General features: G+C 61.3%; 17 protein-coding genes. 8 read left to right on the forward strand and 9 right to left on the reverse strand.

Annotated features, from left to right (window positions below):
• Position 1: 1 nt before the first annotated feature.
• The 4 genes from C0Z18_RS17900 to C0Z18_RS17915 are packed head-to-tail and all read left to right on the forward strand — an operon-like array spanning position 2 to position 5,247.
• Complete coding sequence (locus tag C0Z18_RS17900; protein ID WP_102646767.1) at positions 2 to 1,465, forward strand: efflux transporter outer membrane subunit; 1,464 nt, start codon at positions 2 to 4, stop codon at positions 1,463 to 1,465.
• Between the two features lie 2 nt (positions 1,466 to 1,467).
• Complete coding sequence (locus C0Z18_RS17905) at positions 1,468 to 2,823, forward strand: paraquat-inducible protein A (protein ID WP_102646768.1); 1,356 nt, start codon at positions 1,468 to 1,470, stop codon at positions 2,821 to 2,823.
• A 58-nt stretch (positions 2,824 to 2,881) separates the two neighbouring features.
• Positions 2,882 to 4,477: a PqiB family protein gene (locus C0Z18_RS17910; protein ID WP_102646769.1), complete on the forward strand. Its 1,596-nt coding sequence runs from the start codon at positions 2,882 to 2,884 to the stop codon at positions 4,475 to 4,477.
• Positions 4,474 to 5,247, forward strand: coding sequence for a PqiC family protein (locus tag C0Z18_RS17915; protein WP_102646770.1), 774 nt, complete (start codon positions 4,474 to 4,476; stop codon positions 5,245 to 5,247). The genes C0Z18_RS17910 and C0Z18_RS17915 overlap by 4 nt, the downstream gene beginning before the upstream one ends.
• Positions 5,248 to 5,309: 62 nt before the next feature.
• On the opposite strand, the gene C0Z18_RS17920 is transcribed toward C0Z18_RS17915, so the two are convergent.
• A complete protein-coding gene (locus C0Z18_RS17920; protein ID WP_102646771.1) occupies positions 5,310 to 6,065 on the reverse strand; it encodes a TetR/AcrR family transcriptional regulator in 756 nt (251 codons plus the stop codon).
• Positions 6,066 to 6,185: 120 nt separating this feature from the next.
• On the opposite strand from C0Z18_RS17920, the gene C0Z18_RS17925 reads away from it, so the two are divergent.
• The 3 genes from C0Z18_RS17925 (at position 6,186) to C0Z18_RS17935 (ending at position 9,287) form a co-directional block, all read left to right on the forward strand.
• Positions 6,186 to 6,581, forward strand: a complete 396-nt coding sequence (locus C0Z18_RS17925) for a TetR/AcrR family transcriptional regulator (RefSeq protein WP_102646772.1) — start codon at positions 6,186 to 6,188, stop codon at positions 6,579 to 6,581.
• Between the two features lie 223 nt (positions 6,582 to 6,804).
• Positions 6,805 to 7,974 carry a GGDEF domain-containing protein gene (locus C0Z18_RS17930; RefSeq protein ID WP_102646840.1) on the forward strand — a complete coding sequence of 390 codons (1,170 nt, stop codon included), beginning with the start codon at positions 6,805 to 6,807 and terminating at the stop codon, positions 7,972 to 7,974.
• Between the two features lie 122 nt (positions 7,975 to 8,096).
• On the forward strand, positions 8,097 to 9,287 hold the full coding sequence (locus tag C0Z18_RS17935) for an MFS transporter (protein WP_233217371.1): 1,191 nt from the start codon (positions 8,097 to 8,099) through the stop codon (positions 9,285 to 9,287).
• Between the two features lie 513 nt (positions 9,288 to 9,800).
• Here the strand turns inward: C0Z18_RS17935 and C0Z18_RS17940 are convergent.
• From C0Z18_RS17940 to gcvA, 7 genes are all read right to left on the reverse strand, one after another.
• Entirely contained in the window at positions 9,801 to 11,474 is a 1,674-nt protein-coding gene (locus C0Z18_RS17940) for a GMC family oxidoreductase (RefSeq protein ID WP_102646841.1), read from the reverse strand.
• 94 nt (positions 11,475 to 11,568) lie between these two features.
• The gene (locus tag C0Z18_RS17945) at positions 11,569 to 12,408 is read right to left on the reverse strand and encodes an ABC transporter permease (protein ID WP_102646774.1); all 840 of its coding nucleotides are present in this window, start codon (positions 12,406 to 12,408) and stop codon (positions 11,569 to 11,571) included.
• 4 nt (positions 12,409 to 12,412) lie between these two features.
• Entirely contained in the window at positions 12,413 to 13,675 is a 1,263-nt protein-coding gene (locus C0Z18_RS17950) for an ABC transporter permease (RefSeq protein WP_102646775.1), read from the reverse strand.
• 12 nt (positions 13,676 to 13,687) lie between these two features.
• The gene (locus C0Z18_RS17955) at positions 13,688 to 14,725 is read right to left on the reverse strand and encodes an ABC transporter substrate-binding protein (protein ID WP_102646776.1); all 1,038 of its coding nucleotides are present in this window, start codon (positions 14,723 to 14,725) and stop codon (positions 13,688 to 13,690) included.
• A 34-nt stretch (positions 14,726 to 14,759) separates the two neighbouring features.
• Positions 14,760 to 15,851: an ABC transporter ATP-binding protein gene (locus C0Z18_RS17960; RefSeq protein ID WP_102646777.1), complete on the reverse strand. Its 1,092-nt coding sequence runs from the start codon at positions 15,849 to 15,851 to the stop codon at positions 14,760 to 14,762.
• A gap of 94 nt (positions 15,852 to 15,945) precedes the next feature.
• Complete coding sequence (locus tag C0Z18_RS17965; protein ID WP_102646778.1) at positions 15,946 to 18,444, reverse strand: CoA transferase; 2,499 nt, start codon at positions 18,442 to 18,444, stop codon at positions 15,946 to 15,948.
• A gap of 270 nt (positions 18,445 to 18,714) precedes the next feature.
• Positions 18,715 to 19,620, reverse strand: coding sequence for a transcriptional regulator GcvA (gcvA, locus tag C0Z18_RS17970; RefSeq protein ID WP_102646779.1), 906 nt, complete (start codon positions 19,618 to 19,620; stop codon positions 18,715 to 18,717).
• Between the two features lie 132 nt (positions 19,621 to 19,752).
• On the opposite strand from gcvA, the gene C0Z18_RS33980 reads away from it, so the two are divergent.
• Entirely contained in the window at positions 19,753 to 19,923 is a 171-nt protein-coding gene (locus C0Z18_RS33980) for an HVO_A0114 family putative DNA-binding protein (RefSeq protein WP_456300765.1), read from the forward strand.
• 632 nt (positions 19,924 to 20,555) lie between these two features.
• On the opposite strand, the gene C0Z18_RS17980 is transcribed toward C0Z18_RS33980, so the two are convergent.
• Complete coding sequence (locus tag C0Z18_RS17980) at positions 20,556 to 21,080, reverse strand: hypothetical protein (RefSeq protein ID WP_146014037.1); 525 nt, start codon at positions 21,078 to 21,080, stop codon at positions 20,556 to 20,558.
• Positions 21,081 to 21,773: the final 693 nt, after the last annotated feature.

The following is a 21,773-nucleotide window of genomic DNA, read 5'->3' on the forward strand; positions in this document are numbered from 1 at the left end:
CATGCAACTCACCATTAAGACATCCGTTATCGCCGTGTTCGCGGCGCTTGCAACGAGCGCATGCTCGCTGGGCCCGAGCGGTGCGCCGCCCGCCATGCCGTCGCCCACGCATTATGGGGCGCAGCCGCAACCCCAGCGTACCGTCGAAGCCGCGGGAACGGCGCAACGATTCGACGTCGGCGCGGCGCCCGTGCCGCAATGGTGGCGGCTGTACCGCTCCGAGGCGCTCGATGCGCTCGTCGAAGAGGGGCTGCGCAACAACCCGACGCTCGCCGCCACACGCAGATCGCTCAACGCGGCGCAGGAAGATTTGCGGGCACAGGTCGGCGCTTCTACCCTGCCGTCGATCGATGCGCTCGCACAGGCCGATCGCGTGCATTCGCCCGTCGTTCCCGGCATCGGCCCAAGCACCGAACGCTACAACGTGTTCGCCGGCCAGTTGCAGGCGCAGTACAACTTCGATCTGTTCGGCGCCGTTCGTTACGGCAACAAGGCCAGCGCCGCTCGCGTCGACGTCCAGGCGTACGAGGTCGAAGCGGCGCGGCGCGCGCTCGCCGCGAATATCGTCGGCGCCGCCATCAATGTCGCGGCGCTCGATCGGCAGATCGCGCTCACCGAACGCTTGGCGACGCTCGCCAGCGATACAGCGCGCGACGATGCGCAGCGGCAAGCGCTCGGCTCGGTCTCGCATGCGCAGGCACTCGCATCCGCCCGGCAGGCCGCCGCGCTCGCGGCGACGCTGCCACCGCTGCGCCAGCAGCGCACAAGTGCCCTCAACGCGCTGGCCGTGCTCCTCGGCCGAACGCCCGACGCCGCACCCGCCGTCCCCGAATTGGCCAGCCTTGCACTGCCGGAGCACGTACCCGTCGCCGTACCGGCGCAACTGCTCCGGTCGCGCCCGGATGTTCAAGCCGCGCAAGCCGCGTTGCAAGCCGCCGCGGCAGATGTCGGCCAAGCAACGGCCCAGCTTTTCCCGAGCCTATCGCTGACAGCCTCGATGGGCCGCGCCGGATTCAGTTGGCCGGCCCTGCTCTCCGGCGCAGGCGGCATATGGGCGATCGGGGCAAGTGCCGCACAACCGATCTTCCACGGCGGTGCCTTGCTGGCGCATCGGCGCGCGACGAAGGAGGCGTATGAGGTAGCCGTTCTGCACTACAAATCGACGGTCCTGTCCGCGTTCGAGAACGTCGCCGATTCGCTCGCCGCGCTCGATAACGATGCGCAGACGCTCGCATCGACCGAAAGCGAGGCCAGCTCGGCCCATGCGCTGTTCGACGAAACGAGCGCGCGCTATCGGCTCGGGGCATTGCCTCTATCGGCGGCTCAGGCGAGCGAACAGCAGTATTTGACGGCACAGGTCGACGCCGTGCGCGCACAGCGTCAGCGGCTTGGCGATACCGCCGCGCTCTTCCAAGCGATGGGGGAATTGCCGCCCGAACCCGGCAAACGGGCGTCGCACGATTGATCATGGAACATCGAGATTTGATTGCCTGCCACGAGTGCGACTCGCTGTTTCGCAAGCCGCCGCGCCTGCGCGGTTTGGTCGCGCACTGCTCGTCTTGCGGCGCAAGCATGAAAGGCGTGCGCCACGCCGCGCTCACATTGGACCGGGTTTGCGCGGTGACGGTCGCCGCGCTGATCACGTTCCTGATCGCGCAGGCGTTCCCCGTGCTTGAGCTCGAAACCGAGGGCCTCACGTCGCATGCCACGCTGTTCGAAGCCGTGCGATCGCTTTGGCAAGGTCATATGCATATCGTCGCGGCGCTGGTGTTTTGCACGACGATGCTGTTCCCGTCGTTCGAACTCGCTGCCCTGCTCTACCTCTTGCTGCCGCTGCGCGCGGGCCGCGTGCCGCGCGCCTTCGATGCCGTGTTGCGCGCCGTCCAATTCGTGCGCCCGTGGGGCATGACCGAGGTTTTCATGCTCGGGGTGCTGATCACGATCGTGAAGATGGTCAGTCTCGCGCGCGTCATCCCGGGAACGTCGCTGTTCGCGTTCGGCGCCTTGACGTTGATGTTTTGCGTCATCGCCGCCTTCGACCCCTGCATGCTTTGGGAGATTCGCGACGAGGTCATGAACCGAGGCGTTGCCGGCGCCGGGTCGACCCGACGGTATCGCAAGCGGCGTGCAGCGGACGAAGGCGCTCAGGGTGGCGCCGCGCTCGCCGATTCCGCGGCAACCACCTGCGTCACCGCCAAGCACGCCGGACTCATCGCCTGTCACTGCTGCGGCCTAGTCCACTCGCGCAACGCCCAAGCGTCCGATCGGCGCTGTGCGCGATGCGGCTGTGCGCTGCATGAGCGCCGCCCCGAAAGCGTTACCCGTACGTTCGGGCTTCTGCTTGCGGCCGCGATGCTTTATATCCCCGCGAACCTGTTGCCGATCATGCATACGTCGACGCTCGGCCGCGCGGAGGACGACACGATCCTCGGCGGCATCGCCTATTTCTGGCGGTCGGGAGACTGGCCGCTGGCGGCGATCGTCTTCGTCGCCAGCGTCATGGTGCCGATGCTCAAGCTCGCCATCCTCACGCTGCAAACCGTCGCCGCCTATCGCGGCTCCGATTGGCAGCCGCTAGAGCGCGCCAAGCTCTACCGCATGGTGGAGCGCATCGGGCGCTGGTCGATGCTCGACGTATTCGTCGTTTCGCTGACCGTGGCCCTCGTGCATTTCGGATCGCTCGCGCAGATCACCGCGGGACCGGGGGCATTGGCCTTCGGTTCGGTCGTCGTCCTGACCATGCTCGCGTCGAACGCGTTCGATCCGCGCCTCATCTGGGACAACGTCCGCCTCCGGCCGGCGCGCGCGCGTGGACGGTCGTAATCGCCCCTATCGTCCCTATCGCCCCGCTTCGTCAACCTTCACTCGATTCCTTCCAGCGATGCACATCCCTGACTTACCGCATCCGGAGATCAAGCCTCGCAGCCGCTGGCTTCCTTCTCTGGTATGGCTGATACCCTTGATCTCCGCGCTGATCGGTATCGCCCTTCTCGTGAAATCCGTGACGGCCGAAGGGCCGACCGTGACCGTTGCCTTCGATAACGCCGAGGGGCTCGAGGCGGGCAAAACGAAGGTCAAATACAAAGACGTCGAAATCGGGACCGTTCGCACGATCGCGCTATCGGACGATCTCAAGCATGTTCGCGTCACGATCCAACTCGACAAAGAAGCGGAAAAGTTCGCCACCGAGGGATCGCGATTCTGGGTGGTGCGCCCGCGCATCGGCGCAAGCGGCGTCTCGGGTCTCGGCACGTTGCTGTCGGGCGCGTATATCGGCGCCGACATCGGCCGCTCTACCCGTCGCGCGACGAGCTTCACCGGTCTCGAGAATCCTCCGATCGTCACCGCCGATCAGCAAGGGCATCAATATACGCTGCGCGGCGATTCGCTCGGCTCGCTCGATATCGGAGCGCCCATTTTCTACCGGCGCATTCAAGTCGGCCAGGTCGTCGGCTTTTCGCTCGACCCGAAGGGATCGGGCGTGATCGTCAACGTGTTCGTCAATGCGCCGTACGACAAGTACGTCGGTACCGACACACGCTGGTGGCACGCGAGCGGCGTGGATCTGCGTCTCGACTCCGGCGGCCTCAAGCTCAACACGCAGTCGCTCGCCACGGTCATGATGGGCGGGCTCGCCTTCGAATCGCCGCCCGGAGCGAATGCGGGTGCGCAAGCCCCCGACGGCGCGACGTTCAGGCTCGCGCCGGATGAAACCGACGCCTTGCGAGAACCCGACGGTACGCCGCTTTACGTCGTCATGCATTTCAATCAGTCGCTGCGCGGACTATCGGTCGGCGCACCGGTGGACCTGCGCGGCATCACGCTCGGCCAGGTGACGAAGATCGGCCTCGAGTACGACGAGAAGGCGCTTAGCTTCAGCATGGAAGTGACGATGGCGCTCTATCCCGACAGGCTCAGCCGCCGTTCGAACGCGATGTTGCCCGAGCCCAATACGCAGGGCGCCAACGACCTGATCCAGCACCTCGTCTTGCACGGACTACGCGGCCAGTTGCGAACCGGCAACTTGCTCACCGGTCAGCTATATGTCGCGCTCGACATGTTCCCGCAAGCGGCGCACGCCACAGTCGATCTGCGCCGCACACCCATCGAGCTGCCCACCGTGCCGAACACGCTCGACGAATTGCAAGTGCAAATTGCCGGTATCGCCAAGAAACTCAATGAAGTGCCATTCGACAAGATCGGTGCGAATTTGAACGGCACGCTCGAAAGCGCTAACCGGCTGTTCGGTCAGCTCAATACGGAAGTCGTTCCGCAAGCCCGATCCACGCTGGCCTCCGCGCAGAAAACGTTCGACGCGGCTCAGGCCACGCTCGGTCAGGATTCGCCGATGCAAGCGGACGTACACGGCGCGATGCAGGAACTGACCCGCACGTTGCAGTCCTTGAACGCGCTGGCGGACTACCTGGAACGCCATCCCGAAGCACTCGTCTTCGGTAAGAAAGGAGATCGTCAATGAGGTCGGGCGTATTGCAAAGGCGCGGCGCCGTCATTCGAATCCTCGCAACGGCGAGCGCGTTCGCGCTGTCCGCCTGCGTGTCCTCGCCGCCGAGCCGGTTCTATACGCTGACGCCAAGTGCGCCGGCGGCAGCCGCTACGGGCATTTCGGGTATTTCGAGTGTTTCGAGCCCTGCTGCGGTGATCGACATCGAGTCCGTCGGCGTACCGGCTCAGGTCGCGCGCAACCAACTCGTCGTGAGAGCCGGAGAAACGCGGGTCGAAGTGCTCGAGGACGAACGCTGGGCGTCGCCGCTCAGCGATGAAATACGCTCGGCACTGTCGATCGCGGCAACGCAGCAGTTGGGCGGCCTAAACACGCGCCTTTCTGAGGATAAGGGCGCGGCGTCCATTTATCGCGTTACCGTCGATGTGCAGCGTTTCGAGTCATGGCCCGGCTCACGGGTGGTCGTCGATGCGATTTGGACTGTTCGCTCACCGGGAGAAGCCGGCGCAAGATTGACCTGCCGCAGTACGGTCGTCGAGCCGGTGGCCGCCGGTTACGAGGCGTTGGTGGACGGTCATCGGCGCGCGCTGACGACCATCGCGCGGCAACTGGCGGCGACGGTTCGCACCCTCGCCTCGCCCGCGGCCGAGTCGACCATGGTGCCGTCACGCCATTCGTCGATTTCGCTGCCGACGGTGCAATGCCCCGCGCCGGCCACCCACGTCGAACAACACGCCATGGCGGCTTCGGCCTCGAGCGCCGCCCGGATGGGGCTGGCGCGATGATTCGAACTCGCCCGCTTAGCCGAGGTGCGGGCCGTGAGCCAAACGGCTTGCGGTCCTGCCTTTCATTCGGCCTCGACGGCGGATTCGACGATCGGCAACGGACGCATCGCAACTTTTTCCGCATCCGCTCGCTTGAGACCCAAGGTTTGCAGCAAGGCGGCCGCAACGCGCTCGGCCAGGTGCTCGCCGCTGAAATTCACTGCCTTCAACGCGGCCGCATTCGGCGCCCCCGGTGCGACGAAGCCAAGCTCGGCCGTCACCGCGGCAAGCACGGTACCGCCCACGGACAAGAACGCGACGAACGGATCGGCGACGGCGAAACGCTTCGCGGCGATACCGCTTTGAACATCCCGCAACAAGCGAGCGCCGAGCCCCCGGTCGAGCATGCGCGAGGAAAAGCCCTCTCTCACCAAGAACTGGCCCCACAGGGGCTCGCGATGCGCACGCATCAACGTGTAACGCACCGAGACGGCGATCACTTCGGCTGGGTCCGACAAACCGGCGGTGAGGCGGTCCAGCCAGTCGGCAAATTCATCGAACACGGACTCGACGAGCGTGGCGTAGATCGCCTCTTTCGATTCGAAGTGGTTGTAAAACGACCCGAACCCGACGTCGGCCGCCTCGGTGATCTCGTTGATGGCCACCCCTTCCATGCCTTTTTCGGCCATGAGCTTGAGCGCCGCATCCAGCAAGCGGGCCCGCGTCTCTCGCTTGCGGCGGGCGCCGCGCGGCTCGCGTGCTTCGGCGGCATCTGCCGGGGCGGTAGCCGCTCGCGGGACAGCGCGCTTTTGTGCCGGGCGGTTCGTGGTCTTGGGCATATCGGTTCCGATGTGGATCAGACCCGCAGTATAGATTCAAACATCGCGACTGACCAAACGCTCAACCACGATCGATAAATCATAGATGAACGCTTTGCAAACCGAAATCCTCTCGACCCCATGAAACGCAAACGGCTCACGCACGAGGAACGAAGGCTCCAAACACGCGAACGACTGCTCGACGCGGCACAAGAACTGTTCGTCGAACGAGGGTTTCTTTCGACGAGTCTGGAAGAGATTGCCGATGCGGCGGGCTACACTCGCGGCGCGTTCTATTCCAACTTCAGCGACAAAACCGACTTGCTGATCGAGTCGTTGCGAAGGCAGCGCGCCACTCTGCCGTGCAATCTGCGCGCAGTTATCTCCGTGCTCAACCACTACTTGCGAAACGACGAGCGCCTTTGCCTGTGGGTGGAGGCGAGTCTGGTCGCAAAGCAGGATGCGGCGTTTCGCGAGCGGTTCGATTCGCTGCTGCGAGATGAGTCGCTCGAGACCCCCACATCATCGGGACTTTAGGGGTTCGCCCTGACGTCGTGCGGATATGAGCGGCGCGGACGGCTGCCGCTGTCCGATGCCAATGCTGGTTCGATTTTTTTGGCGTCACGCGTATGAGATAGGATTAGCGCATCTCGGCCGCCGCGATGCAAACCGCCTCGAGCGTGTTTGCTTGCGAATTCGATTCGTCGCATGCCACTTCGCTTACGTTGCTTTGCCGTCTCTGCGTGACTCGACCGATCCCATGCTCAGCCCCCTTGCCCTGATATGCATCGTCATCGTCTCTTGCCTGATGAGCGTCGCTATCCTGGCTTCGCTACTTCGGACCGCGGTGCCGGGAATAGGCCGCTGGTGCGTGGCCTACGCGCTATTGGCCGCTGCCTCCGCGTGGGTGCTGCTCGCCCCTGCTCCGCCGGGGCCGTTGGTCGCGGCCGGCGCTTCTCTCGTTACGTTCGCGGCGGTGCTCTTGCTCGTGCAGGGCACGCGTCAATTTTTTGGTCTGGACTCCGTCCGGCACATGGAGTCGGCGGCGCTTCTCATCGTGTATGTCGCTTTGGTGTACTTCACGTGCGTATCGCCGAACATCGATGCAAAGATCACGCTCTTATCCGTCGCCCTCGCTTATGCGCGGATAGCGGTGGGTACGTTAGCGCTGCGTCACGCGCCCCGTGACGGCGCGCGCTACCCCTATCGATTCGTCGCCGCCGCGGCCTATTTGGGCGCGCTCGTCCATGTCGCGCGAATCGCCGCGGTTGCGTTCGGTCTCGGGCCGAAGATGGCACTGGTGCAACCGTCGCCCTGGAACGTGGTATTTCTCGGGCTCGCGATCGTCACGCTGCCGTGCATGTCGACCGGCATGGTGATGCTCGCCAACGATCGGCTCGCCCGAAGAATGGAACAGCTCGCAAGTGTCGATGAATTGACAGGCATCTTGATGCGGCGCGCGTTCATGGCGAAGGCGAACGCGCTGCTTCGCGAAGCGTCGGCGGAGGGCAAACCGCTCGCGGTCGCCATTTTGGACATCGACAATTTCAAAGCGATCAACGATAGCTTTGGCCATGCGGCCGGGGATCGAGTCCTCACGCACATCGCATCGACGGTATCGGCACGGTTACGGCCGTGCGACTTGTTCGGCCGACTCGGTGGGGAGGAGTTCGCGATCGTGTTCGCGAACGCGAAAAAGGCCGACGCACAGGCTTGGACGAATCAACTACGGCTTGCGGTCGCACAATCGCCTAACGACGGCGTGCGCTGCACCTTTAGCGCGGGGGTGGAATGCGTGGGCGGTGGCGATGCGTTGGCGGACGTCCTGGCGCGGGCCGACACGGCGCTTTACACCGCGAAGGAGACAGGACGCAACCGAGTCGTGCCGGCGCCGGAGCTCGACGCGCGTGATCTCGTGGAGCCGGGATGAGCGGATCGGGAATCGCCTCGACCTTCTATCGCCCCTCCTCCCCTGTGCCAATCCATCGGCAACGCCGGATCTTCCCTCCCGAATCCAGACTCCGTCGACTTCGCATCCTTATAGGAAAAGCCGTGTCATCATCAGAAGCCATTGCCAGTGCCGACAACGATCGTGCGCTGTTGGTCGTCCTCTCGACGTCGGTATTCTTCGTTGGCGCGAGCGAGTTCATGCTCTCTGCGATGCTGGGTCCGCTCAGCGTCGCATTCGGCAAGGACTCGGTTAGCATCGCCTGGCTGATCTCAAGCTATGCGTTCGCCTATGCCATCGCGGCCCCGTTCCTAGGTTATCTGTCGGACCGGGTCAATCGCAGCCGCATGCTGCTCATCGCGTTGCTGTCGTTTGCGATCGACGGCGTCGGGATCGCGTTTGCACCCACGTTAGGAATCGCGATCGCGCTGCGAATCTTCGGCGGGCTCGCCTCTGCGGTCATCATCCCGACGGCGTTCGCCCTGATTTCCGAAGTCATACCGCGCGAGCGCCACGCGTCCGCGATGGGGGCCGTCATGCTGGGCATGACGTTCGGCATTGCGCTCGGCCCCGCACTGGCGGGCATGCTGACCGAGTGGGTCGGCTGGCAAGCGCCGTTCCTCTTGACGTCGACCGGATGCATCATCGCATTCCTCGTAGGCGTTATGACGATGCCGAAACGGCCAACCGTTGTGGCGACGCGCCAAACCCGCGGCTTTAAATGGCTCCGCAACTCTAACGTGACGCGTCCGTTGCTCGCGAAAGGCCTATGGAACGGTACAGGCGTATCCGCTTTCCTCTTGTCGGGCGAAGTATTGCGCCAGCGCTATCAACTCGACGTGGCTCATGTCGGAATGAGCGCGACCGCGTTCGGCATCGGTCTCGGGATCGGCAATCTGTCTGCGGGGAAGCTGCGGCACGTGACCGGAAGTGAGGAACGCTCGCTGATCGCCGTGACGAGCCTCCTAATCGCTTCGGTCACAGCATTCAATCTTCTGCCGCTTCCGATGTTCGGCGCACTCCTCTGCCTGGCGGCGTGGGGCATGGCCCTCGGGGCTGGGGCTCCCTCGGCGACGACCGTACTGGCCGAACGTTCCGGTCGCGACAAAGGTGTGGTTTTGGCAACCGCGGAGACGCTCAACAACGTCGTCATCCTGTCAGTCGTCCCGATCGCATCTGTGGCGCTGGCGAGCGGGACGACCGCTATGGCCACAGCGGTCTTCTTGGTGGGCTTGGGTATAGGTGCCGCGCTGACGCTGTACGACGCGTTGGTTAGACTTCCCGGGAGCGAATAGACCGAACTGAGATCGGGGGCGGTCGCTGGTCGAGAGGAATATTGAGGACTTAGCGGAGAGAGGGTTAGACAAATGTCGGCCGGAAACCCGCGCGCAGTATGGATTCCAGTCGTGCAGATGCAGCCCACCCACAACTCTACCCACAATCTCCGTCCCGATTCGCCAAAGCACAGAGAAGGCATCCGACGGAGTTCCTTCACGTGGCGCGCAGTGCTATGGGTGGACAACCAGCGTCGCCGGGGTCTTCGAGCAAATTCGACAGCACTGCCCTTCCCTCGGATGGCTTCGTGCGGGTGGCTCCGCCCCTGTCGTGTGATGCTTCGAGGCGTGTATCGCACATAGCGTTGTGCTCCTACGCAAGCCCCCGCAATGCAGCGTGCTACCTGCTCGTGCGCCAGCATGGCTGTCGAGCCGGCGCGCTCGCGGCGTTCGCGCCCTCGATATGCCTCCCTCGGGACAGATGTGCCCATGCAGTACCGCTCTGGCAGTGCTCCCATGTGGCGGCGGACCCGCCTAGGCGGTCGCACCCGTTCGCTTCCTGTCGGCGCGGATCATTTCGCTGGCGCGCTCCGCGATCATTAATGTCGGCGAATTTGTGTTGCCGGAGGTGATGACCGGCATGATTGAAGCATCGACTACCCGTAAGCCATGCACACCATGCACGCGCAGGCGGGAATCAACCACCGAGTCCGGATCGTCTGCATGTCCCATTCGGCAGGTTCCGACCGGATGAAAGATGGTGGTTCCGACATTGCCCGCCGCATGCCTCAATTCTTCTTCCGTCTGAAATTCGATCCCAGGAAGGACCTCGCGAGGACGAAACCGTTCAAGGGCCGACGCCGACACAATCCGCCTCGTCAATCGCAGCGCATTGGCCGCGACATGACGATCATGCTCGGTCGAAAGGTAGTTGGGTGCGATTTTCGGCGCCATCGCGGGGTCACTCGACGTGATATGAACGCTGCCTCGCGACGACGGCCGCAATTGACAAATGGACGCGGTAAACGCGTCGAACGAATGCAACGGCTCGCCGAACCGTTCGAGCGACAGTGGCTGTACATGGTACTGAACGTCGGGGCGCGTCAGCGTCTTGTCGTCCGGGTCCGACTTCGCGAACACGCCCAGTTGCGAAGGCGCCATCGCCATCGGCCCGCTTCTGAAGAGCCCGTATTCCAGGCCGATCATCAATTTGCCCCACCAGCGAGCGCTGAGGGTGTTCAACGTCCGTACGCCGTCCACGCTGAACGCCATGCGCAATTGCAGGTGATCCTGCAAATTTTCGCCCACACCGCGCAGTGCCTTTGTCACGTCGATTCCAAGCTTCGTCAGGCGATCGGCGTCCCCGATCCCCGACACCTCCAGCAATTGCGGCGAATTGACGGCGCCGGCGCACAGAATCACTTCACGCCGCGCTCTAGCCACGCGGTGGTCGTCGCCAATCCGAAACTCGATCCCAGAACAGCGCTGGTTCTCAAACAGGAGCCGCTGCGTCTGCGCATGGGTGACGATCGTCAGGTTCCGACGATTCGCGGCAGGTCGCAGATAGGCCTTCGACGCATTCCAGCGAATGCCATGTCGCTGATTGACGTCGAAATACCCAACCCCGGTATTGTCGCCGCGATTGAAATCGTCGGTTGCGGGTATGCCCGTCTGCTGTGCGGCTTGCGCGAACCATTCGAGAATGTCCCATTTCAACCGTTGTTTTTCAACGCGCCACGGGCCGCCCGAACCATGAGCATCGCTTGCGCCGCCGTGATAGTCCTCGCTCTTCTTGAACGCCTCGAGCACCGAATTCCACCCCCAGCCCGAGTCGCCCGTCATGCGCGCCCAATCGTCATAGTCTTCACGCTGACCGCGCATGTAGATCATGCCGTTGATCGACGAGCAGCCACCCAGCACCCGGCCTCGCGGGTAGGCCAGCGCCCGGCCGTTGAGCCCCGACTCCTCGCATGTCTTGTAACGCCAGTCGGTCCGTGGATTCCCGATGCAGTAGAGATAACCCACCGGGATATGGATCCAGTGATAGTTGTCCTTGCCGCCCGCCTCGACCAGCAGTACAGACACATCATTGTCTTCGCTCAGGCGATTGGCGACCACGCAGCCGGCCGTACCCGCTCCGATCACGATGTAGTCGAACTCGCCGGCTGATTGCTTCGATCGGGTTCCGCCGATTTTTTCTGCTGACATCATGCCTCCTGCTTCTTCTGCATATCGATTTCACTTTGTTGCCGATCGCTCGCCGCCGCGGAACTGGGTTCGTTGCTCGCAAACGCCGACCTCATCAGCTCGCCGTCTGCCTCGCGACGGATCTGGAACGCAGCCATTCCATCGTGACGAGCAACAGACTCGAAAAGACGATGAAAATGGACGCAAGCGCGGCAATCGTGGGACTGATGCTTTCGCGAATTCCGATAAACATCTGAAGCGGGAGCGTTCCCTGCGTTGGACCTGCAATAAACATAGTGATGACGACGTCGTCCAGCGAGGTCGCGAACGCGAACAACGCTCCGGAGATGACACCGGGGGCGATGATCGGCAAGGTGACGGAGAAGAATGTCCGTACCGGCGACGCGCCCAGGCTCAGGCTAGCGCGAACATAGTTCTGGTTGAAGCCGGCAAGCGTGGCGTTGACCGTGACAACGACAAAAGGAGCGGCGATCACCGTATGTCCGAAGATCAGCCCGGGATACGTGCCGGCCAATCCCCATCGCGCAAACTGCAGGTACATCCCGACGCCCGTAACGATCACCGGCACGATCATCGGCGAGATCAAGAGGGCAACCAGCGCGCCCTTGCCCCTGAACGACGCCTTGTTCAAGCCCAATGCCGCCAGCGTCCCCAGCACGGTGGCGAGCACCGTCGCGATCGGCGTCACGATCAAGCTATTGCCGCCGGCACGCACCCATTCGACCGACGTAAAGAGATGGCGGTACCACTTGAACGAAAGTTGGTGTATCGGATAGACGAGGAATGAGTTCTCGTTGAACGAAAGCGGAATGATCGCCAGTATCGGCAGGATTAGAAATAGGAGAACGATGACATTCGCCGACCGTAGAACGTAGTGCCACACGATCTCAGGCATCGACATGTAAGGTGCGAAACGCGGCACGTTGGTTTTCATGATGCTAGGCTACCTTCAGTTCTTTACCGACGACCTTCCGATAGACGCCGAACAGGATCAGCGTCACGAGCAGGAGAACCGCGCCAAGCGCGCACGCCATCCCCCAGTTCAGGGCCGCGTTGGTGAAATACGCGATGTAGTAACTGACCATCTGATCGCCCGCGCCGCCCAGCAAGGCTGGCGTGATGTAATAGCCCAGCGCGGTGATGAACACCAGCAGGCCACCCGCGCCGACACCGGGAAGCGTTTGCGGTACATAGACTTTCCAAAATGCCCCGAAAGGGTGACTGCCAAGCGAAATCGCGGCTTTCGTATAGCTCGACGGGATGGATTTCATGACGCTGTAGAGCGGCAGAATCATGAACGGCAGCAAGATGTGAGTCATGGAAATCAGCACCCCGGTTCTGTTGAACAAGAGCGCCAGCGGCGTCGAAATGAGATGCAACGCCATCAACGCCTTGTTGACGAGACCCGCTCCTTGAAGAATCACGATCCACGCCGAAATTCGCACGAGGATGGACGTCCAGAACGGGAGGAGCACGAGGATCATCACGAGATTCGCTTTGCGCGCCGGCAGAATCGAGATCCAGTAGGCGAGCGGATAACCCAGCAACAGCGTCGCAAGCGTCACCAGTGCGCTGATTACGAAGGTACGCATGAACACCGCGCGGTACGCTGATGCACCGTCCTGGACCGGTGCGATATGGCCATCCGGCGTTTCGTGGTAGTCGATCGTGGCGAGGAGATACTGGCTCGTATAACGGGATGATTCGTTCGCGATCGCTCGCCAGTAACTCGCGTCTGCCCAGCGGGGGTCGATTTGGATCAGGCGTTGCTTTATCTCCCCCGCGGAAAGCGCCGAATCGTTATCGCCAAAAGGAAGCGCACCGGTCGTCTTGTAAAACAACGAGCGAAAGCCATCTTTCTGGCCATTCAGCCGACCGGCCGCGCTACCGGCATCGTTGTTTCCGCCATTGCTTTCCACGTCAAGCACGAGCGCGCGGTACGCCTCGTCGGGAACGGCCGACTTGCGGTCCCAATGTCTCAAGGCCGCAGTGGTGTTCGGCAACGCGTCGACGACTTCCGGACTTTGAATCGAACGCGCGATCATCGACGCGACCGGCATCACGAACACCAGCAGGATGAAGAGGGCGAGCGGCGCCACCAGGACGAAGGCGGCGGCTTCCTTGCGCAACTGCACGGCTCGCAGCGACTTTTTGAGCTGGCGCGTATGCCACCTCTGCTGCTCTGAAGTTATGGCGCTCATACTTGCTCCCTCTTACCTTGCCGCCCAAGCGGTAAAACGTTGCTCGAGGCCGTCGCCGTGGTCGGTCCAGAACTCGACGCTGCCTGCAAGGGCGTCCTTGCCGTTCTTGGGAGAATTGGGAAGCGCGGCCAAGGTCGCGCCATCGAGCAGATTGAACGCCGCCTTGTTAACCGGGCCGTACGGTATCTTTTGTGCGAACGCGGCCTGCGACTGCGGTTTCAGTACATATGAAATGTAATTTTCGGCTGCTTCCTTGTTCTTTGAGCCCTTTGGAATCGCGAAGAAATCCAAATCGTAAATGCTCTGATCCCAGGTGATGGCGAGATTGCGGTTGCCTTCGCGGACCGCGGCGTCGATACGGCCGTTATAGGCAGTCGACATTGCAACGTCACCCGCGATCAGAAACTGCGGTGGTTGCGCACCCGCTTCCCACCACTGAATGTAGGGCTTGAGTTCGTCCATTTTCTTAAAAGCGCGATCGATACCCGCCTTCGTACCGAGCACAGTGTAAACATCCTTCGGTGCCACGCCGTCCGCCATTAATGCAAACTCCAAGTTATAGCGGGCTTCTTTTTTCATGCCGCGCTTGCCCGGAAATTTCTTGACGTCCCAGAAGTCTTTCCAACCTTGAGGCGTGCCCTTCGTTAGCGTCGGGTTATACGCCAGGACCGTAGACCAAACGAATGTTCCAGCGGCGCAAGGTGTGACCGACCCGCTCATCAGGTCGCCTTTGTTCGCTATCTTCGACCAGTCCAACTTCTCGAAGAGGCCATCCTGGCAGCCGCGACCGACGTCGGCAGACTCGACCTCGACGACGTCCCACGTGACGTTCTTGGCCTCGACCATCGCTTTCACCTTAGCCATGTCGCCGGTGTACTCGATGGCATTCGTTTCAATATGCGTGTTCTTGGCGAACGGTTCCACCCAGGCCGCCTTTTGGGCATTGCCGGCCGCGCCGCCATAGTTGACGGTCGTGAGGGCGCCGGCAAAGGCAGTCGCCGACGAACATACAAGGAACGAGGCGAAAATCATTTTCAAGGGCGATTTCATGGTGTCTCCTTCTGTGTTGTGAAAGTGCGGGACGTCAGTTCAGGATCTTCAGATGGTCGTCGCGGAACGACAGGGCGACCTTGTTTCCTGGATGTGCGTGCGAATACCCATCGTGTTCGAGCGCAACCTTGACGAAACACTCTGTGTCACCGGGGCCGCGGCAACGCAGTCGCACATGGTCGCCAAAATAGATGGCATCGAGCATTTCGGCGTGGATGACATTCGTATCGGCCGCCGAGCGGGGCTCGACCGAGAGCCGTTCGGGACGGATGACGGCTGTCGCCTGCATGCCGACTCCGGCATTCGCAACGTTCAACGCACGCACCGTCGTCCCGTCGGCGAGGCGCAGGCCGCAATAGTCGCCTTCCTTTGCGACGACGATGCCTTTCATCCGGTTGTTATCGCCTATGAAGTTCGCAACGAATAGATTTCTTGGCGATTCGTACAGGCGATCGACCGTGTCGAGTTGCTGGATCTCGCCTTGATCGAACACCGCGACGCGATCGGACATCGTGAGCGCTTCGCTCTGATCGTGCGTGACATAAATGAACGTCAATCCGAGCGCTTCATGCAAGGCCTTGAGTTCGAGCTGCATGTGTTCGCGCAACTGTTTGTCGAGCGCGCCGAGCGGCTCGTCCATCAGCACGAGCTGCGGGTTGAAGACCAAAGCGCGCGCGAGGGCGACGCGTTGCTGCTGGCCGCCCGACAGTTGACTCGGCATCCGTGTGCCCAGCTTCCCCATGCCGACCATTTCGAGCGCCAGCTTCACCTTCGAGGCCTGTTCGTTCGGCGGCATTTTTCGAACTCTGAGCGGATATTCCAGGTTCTGCGCAACCGTCAGGTGAGGGAATAGCGCGTAGTTCTGGAAGACCATTCCGATGTTGCGTTTATGCGGTGGAATCCGATTCAGTAATTGACCGTCGAGCCAGATCTCGCCCTCGGTCGGATACTCGAATCCCGCAAGCATCGTCAGGCAGGTGGTTTTCCCAGAGCCGGACGGACCGAGCAAGGTCAGGAATTCGCCCTTCTGGACATCGAGATTCAGATCTTTGACAACTAACGTCTCGCCGTCATATGTTTTTTTGACATGACGAAAGCTCACCACAGCCTTTGTCTGATCCTGCATGATTGTCTCCAATGTAAAAATGGCCACATCTCGACGGTGCGCTCACACCTTGGATGTGTTTCTCATCGGTTGGCTGCGAAGCGAAGCATTGCGCCTAGCTGGGCAGATACTCCTCCGACCAGCTGTCGCCGACGGCATGTCGCGCCATTAGCATTTCGATCTCCGCATCGCTATATCCGAACTCGCGTAACACGGCGTGCGTCGACGCGCCGAATTTCTCGGCCGCCAGCAGGGCGCGAATCCGGGCGTGACGGGGGCGGATCGCAAAGGGATCGAGCTGGGTGACGCATCGACCGCTTGGATGGTCCGCATAAACGCTGAACGAGTAACTACCGTTGTCGATCCCGGGGCTGCCATCGCAAGGGCGGCTGTTGTGCCGCCGCAGATTGACGATGTTGTCCGGCACCGCAGCGGCGATGTTGGCGGCTTGTAACCGGGTCTGCCACGTTTGGGCGGAGGCTGTGTCGAGCGCGGAAGCGAGAAACGCGACCGGATCCTCGGCGGCGGCGATGCCGTTCAGGCCGTCCACGCCGTCGAGCTTGCCCAGTTCGCCCTCGCTGATATCCACGTAGATCCAGTTGTCCGACGCACGGTAGAAGCGGGACATCGCGGTGAAGCCTTGTGCGTCGCGGCCGGACGGCTCATCGAACGGGCGGCGGCTCGCGTAGTCGTACGAGAACGGAACCTGCACAAGGTTGCCGAGCGCTGCGAGGGAGGTTCTGGCGCGCCCGGTTTGCCCCGTTCTGGCCTTGCGGTACAGTGCGGCGGCAACGCCCAGCGCAGCCGCGAATCCGCACATGACATCGATGGTCCCGACGTGCGCGTGCTCCTCTGGCGTCTGCATGCCGCCACCGAATCGCGCCATGATTCCGGTACACGCCTGGATCAAATCGTCGTAGCCGAGATAATTGGTTCGCGGTCCGTGCCGCGGCCCCCCAAAGCAGTCGAGTTGACAAAAGATCACGCCCGGATTGACGGAACGCAGACTTGCTTCGTCCAACCCCAGCGGCGCCAATTGACGATCCGGAGCGTTCATGACGATCACGTCGACGGACCGTGCAAGACGGTTGAACACCTCACGCCCATCCGGGTGATTCAAATCGACGAGTACGCTCCGTTTGCCGCGGGCGGAAGACATCCCGAAGACCACAGTGTTCCACGGGTCGTAATTCGGAACGACGGGGTCGAGTTTGATGACGTCGGCGCCAAACCGGCCGAGAAACGATGTTGAATGCGGCCCGGCGATCACATTCGTCAAGTCGAGTACGCGTATCCCTTCGAGCCACCCCTTCGAGCGCCCCTCGGACGGCAGCGGAAGTGCGTCGCTCTCCTGCTCGTCCAGAATGGTCACGGCATCCTTGAAGGTCACCGGGCGACGCGATGCGGGCGAAAGCATGGCTTCGGCGCAGTCCTCGAGCCACGCGACGGGACCGGGCTGTTTCATCGTGCCATATTCGAAGTCTTCGACATCCACGACCAGACCGGCGCAATTCGCATGATCGTCATGCAGCCACTCCCGCGTGGTGCGATGCGCAGCGCCTGGGAATCCCCCTTCACCGAAAATCTTTTCCCATTGCGCTGCCGTCTTCGTCAGGAAAACTTCCTTCATGCGCGCCGAAATGCGCTTGGCCCAATGCTCGGGCAACGGGTAGACCCCTAACGAAGCGTCGCCTTCCCATTCGGAAATCGGCAGATAGGGATCGTCTACAGTCGGCAATCCGGCCGCCAGCATTTCGTCGTACAGCCCCATCGCCTGCAGGCAGCGCCGCGCGTGCGAGCGGTGCGAGGGACACACCACGTAAAATTGGCGGCCGTCGGCGCACTCGTACGTGCGGTAGAAGGGATCGAGGTATTCCTGCAGGGCTTCGTACGACAGATCCATCGGGAGATTTCTCGAGCGACGCCGCTCGATCTCCTTCTCACGCAGTGTCTTGTACCGCTCGGGGTAGTCCGCGATATGGATGGAGTTGTACGAAAGCCCCTCCATCACCGCCGAAGCCAGCGGGACCTCGATTTCATCCCCGAGGCCGGTGCGCTGGCGCGCCTGCAGTGCCAGCGCGACTGCGGATACGCCGAGCATCGTGCCGTAGGCGGAGGCGAGCGGCAGCGGCGAGAAGCTCGGGTTGATGCCCATCAGCACGCGATTCTGTCCCATGTCCGTGAATACGCCGGATGCCGAAGCGATGATCGGCTCGGACGCACGCCATTCCCGCCGCAACTGATCGTTGCTGGCGAAACCGGGCATCGAAAGGGTAATGAGCGAAGGGCTTTGCGCGCGCAGCTTCGCGAAATCGAGGCCAAGTCGCTTCATCACGCCAGGCCGGAAGTTCTCGATGACGACATCCGCGCGCTCTATGAGGCTTTTTGCTTCTTCCAGGCCGCTCGCGGACTTCAGGTCGAGCCTCAGGCAATGCTTATTGCGGTTCAAAACGGCGTTGGCCGGACTATCCCAAAGCGGCCCATCCGGAGGGTCGACATGAATGACGGTAGCGCCGAGATCCGCAAGGATCATTGCTACGGCAGGGCCCGCAATATACTGGCCGAAGTCGATGACTTTCACGCCGCTGAACGGCAGTTGCTTGCTATTTCCCATAATCTGCCAAGTCGCCTCCAGACCCGTCGCATCGCGCGACCGTCGATCATCACGTTGTAGATAGACCCGTCACCGTCGGTCGTCAGCGTCGAGACGCCTTTGGGTGACGGTCAAAGTGGATGGAGGCAACTTTCGGCCGGAAGCCATGATGGGTAAAGCAATAAAAAAAACGATGGTGGGGTCGTTTTTTTTATGCCTAAAGCAAGCCTGCGGAACCGCCGGACGCCACGCCCCGGCGAACCGGCGCAGCCACGCTAGCCCGGCGAGCGATCAGTACCGTGCGTGCGCTTCTTGGGCTTGCGCACTCAACCACGCGACAAACGCAGCCGCATGCGGGTTAACGATGCTGTGAGGAGAGTAGACCAGGTAGAACGCCTCGCTGGTCGGAAGCCTACGTTTCAGTGGGGCGATCAGTTGTCCGGAGATCAGCATGTGCTCGACGAGAGACGAACGCGCGAGTGCGACGCCCTGCCCGAGTTCAGCCGCCTTCAATGCGGAGATCAGCGTGTCGAATTGCATTCCCTTCGACGAATCGACCCCTGAAGCGCCGGCCTTTTTCAGCCAATATCCCCAGCCCTCTTCGTAACCGAGCACATGGAGCAGTTCGTGATGCGCGAGATCCTTGGGTGTCGACAGTGGCGCTTTGGGAGAAGGTAACCCGGGAGCACAGACGGGCAGCAGCGTATCCCACGTCAGTCGCTCCGCGCGCAGGCCGGTCCATTTGCCGTGGCCGTAGCGGATCTCCAGGTCGGCTTCGACGTCGGTGACGCTACTGTCGCCTCCCCAGATATTGCTGGTGATGCGCAGATTGACCTCCGGATACCGCTTGCGGAAATCAGGCAGCCGCCACGAGAGCCAGTGCGTGAAAAACACGAGACTCACACGCACGGTCAGCATCTTCAGGTGTCCTTGACCGAAGATTTCGTCGGTGGCAGCGGCAAGTCGCTCGATCGCTTCATGGACAACCGGCAGATACGCAAGCCCGGCCTCGGTCAGCTCGATGCCGCGCGGCAGGCGCTTGAATAACGCTGTTCCAAGCTGAGATTCGAGTCCCTTCACCTGCTGGCTCACGGCCGCCTGGGTGAGGCTCAACTCGGTCGCGGCGTGCGTGAAACTGAGGTGCCGAGCCGATGATTCGAAAGCGCGTAACCAATTGAGCGGCGGGAGTCTTTTCATCTTGCGAGTTGTCGTAGCGGATCGGGCGTAGGCCGGGAATTCGGGCATTGTATTGCGTCGCTCTGAGTAGGCAACAGCTCATGTCGGCCATAACGAGACGTTCGCGCGTTTCTACGCTGTCGGCTGCACCACTTGCATCGGACTGGCGCGGACAGCATCAAGGCGTTGGCGCGCGAACTCGATCGCGATTACAAGCGCGTGCATGAAGATGTTGCGATCTTGGAGGGGGCAGGACCCATTGTTAGGGAAGGCGGCCGTTTGAGCGCGCCGTGGGAAGCGCTGACGGCAGAGGTATCCCTGTAGTTGGTGGGGCGAAGGGCATCGCCAAGCTGCGGTTTTGAGTTCGATATCGGCGCCGTCTGTTTTGACGATGACGCCGGCGGATAAACGTCGAAACGTTCTTCAGGAGCCGTTGGATCGTCTTGGCGGCTTTGCACGCCCCAGAATATCGCCGGACGCAGGCAAGACGTCGCCGCGATCGGAGCAGCAGCATGGATTGTCTTCAGGCGATGAATCCTTCGAGAAGCTCCCGCTTCCTACCCCCAATCCTACCCACAAACGTGGGGGCGAATGCCCTAGAGCGCTGAGCGAATGCGGCTGGATCGAGAACCTCAACTCCCCCGATAGGCAACGCTGAGCGAGATTTCCTGAGAACCCGCGAGACCGCCTGAGAAGCTTGACTGGCGGAGAGAGGGTGAGACAAATGCCGGCAGGGAAGCCGCGCCGGATATGGATTCCATCTTGGCGGCTGAGGCCTACCCACAACTCTACCCACAACCCGACGCCTCCGTACCTATGCATAGTCCGCGCGCCAACCAACGCCTCGCCTGCGCTGTTGCGCGGCCCCGCCCTCGCCGCGAGTCACTTGACCGGGCCAGCTTTTCGTAAGCGTCGCTCGGCGGGCAGCGCGTAATCGCGCAAAGCGATAGATCGTGTCACAGACCGAGTGCCGCCAACCGGGCGCGGATCGACGCAGCATTCTTGTAGGGAAACGTCACGCGCGTTCCGTTGAGCACGCCATCGTAGCCATCACCGAACGCCTTGGTTATAGCCTGTACCGCCTGGAACGTCGTCCGATTGTTCGCATTTTCTAGATGAAGCGCTTTAACTTCGTAAAAATCTCCCTGAAAATCGGCTGCGGCCGAACCTGATGTCCAACGCGCCAAGACGACTATTTCATTCCGTCGGTAAAAGACCGTGACGATTTCTGGGCCGCTACCTTCCGCCTCGATCGTTCCTACCGGGACAGCCTCGGCACCGATACATTTCCAGAAGAGTTGTTCGTCAAACACAGTCGCATTCACGTTCCGATCGATGCCAGAGGGATAGGTCTTGTGCATTACCACGGAGCAACCTGGACGAATTTGCTTTGCCGACCACGACACATCGCTCTCGGCGGAAATCTGCCCGGAAAAAGCTGACAGCAAAATTGCAGGAACTAGAAGAATCCCGTTTCTCATGGTGTCCATTCGTTCGCGACCGTTACGCGTTTGCCCCATTTAATAGCGTGAAGGCGTGCTTAGCCAGCCTGCAAAACATTTTAATGCACATTGGTCATGCACGCTCTCCATCGAGAGTTCGCAATCGGATACTGTACAGCCCGAGCCGATCTAGTCACACGATCGTAGGCGCGTTGAATGCGAGCATCGGCCGTTCGATTTCTGGCACGACTGCTTCCAGCAATCCTGCCCGCTCACATTCGTCGGCACCCAACGCTCGGCACCACGTGAACAGCAAGTTTGCATTCATCAGTGTTCAATCGCTAGGCGAGCCCGCGGCCCACCGCTCGGCTCGACAAATAGACCATTACTTACACTTCGCCTGTTTACATTTGAAAAAGGATCTTACGGTGCCTGCAGTCTTGTACGGAAACGAACTCTCCTCCCCCTCTTGATATCCGTCCATCCCGGTCATTGCACTGTTATCGACCACGCTCTTATTTTCGATTAGCTTACCCTGGTCGTCCGTTACATATGCGTATACTTGGTAATATTTCCCATACGTCCCGATTCCACGCGAATTGACATCCCAATGGACAATGGTAAAAATATTTGTCTTTCCTTCAAGATCCATGAAAAATAGAGAATCGACGTTCGGCGCCCCACCTTCTATAGAATAATTTGCGAACGTCGTTTTCTCACAACCATTTGCAT

Source organism: Trinickia dabaoshanensis, assembly GCF_002879885.1.
Taxonomy (GTDB): Bacteria; Pseudomonadota; Gammaproteobacteria; order Burkholderiales; family Burkholderiaceae; genus Trinickia; species Trinickia dabaoshanensis.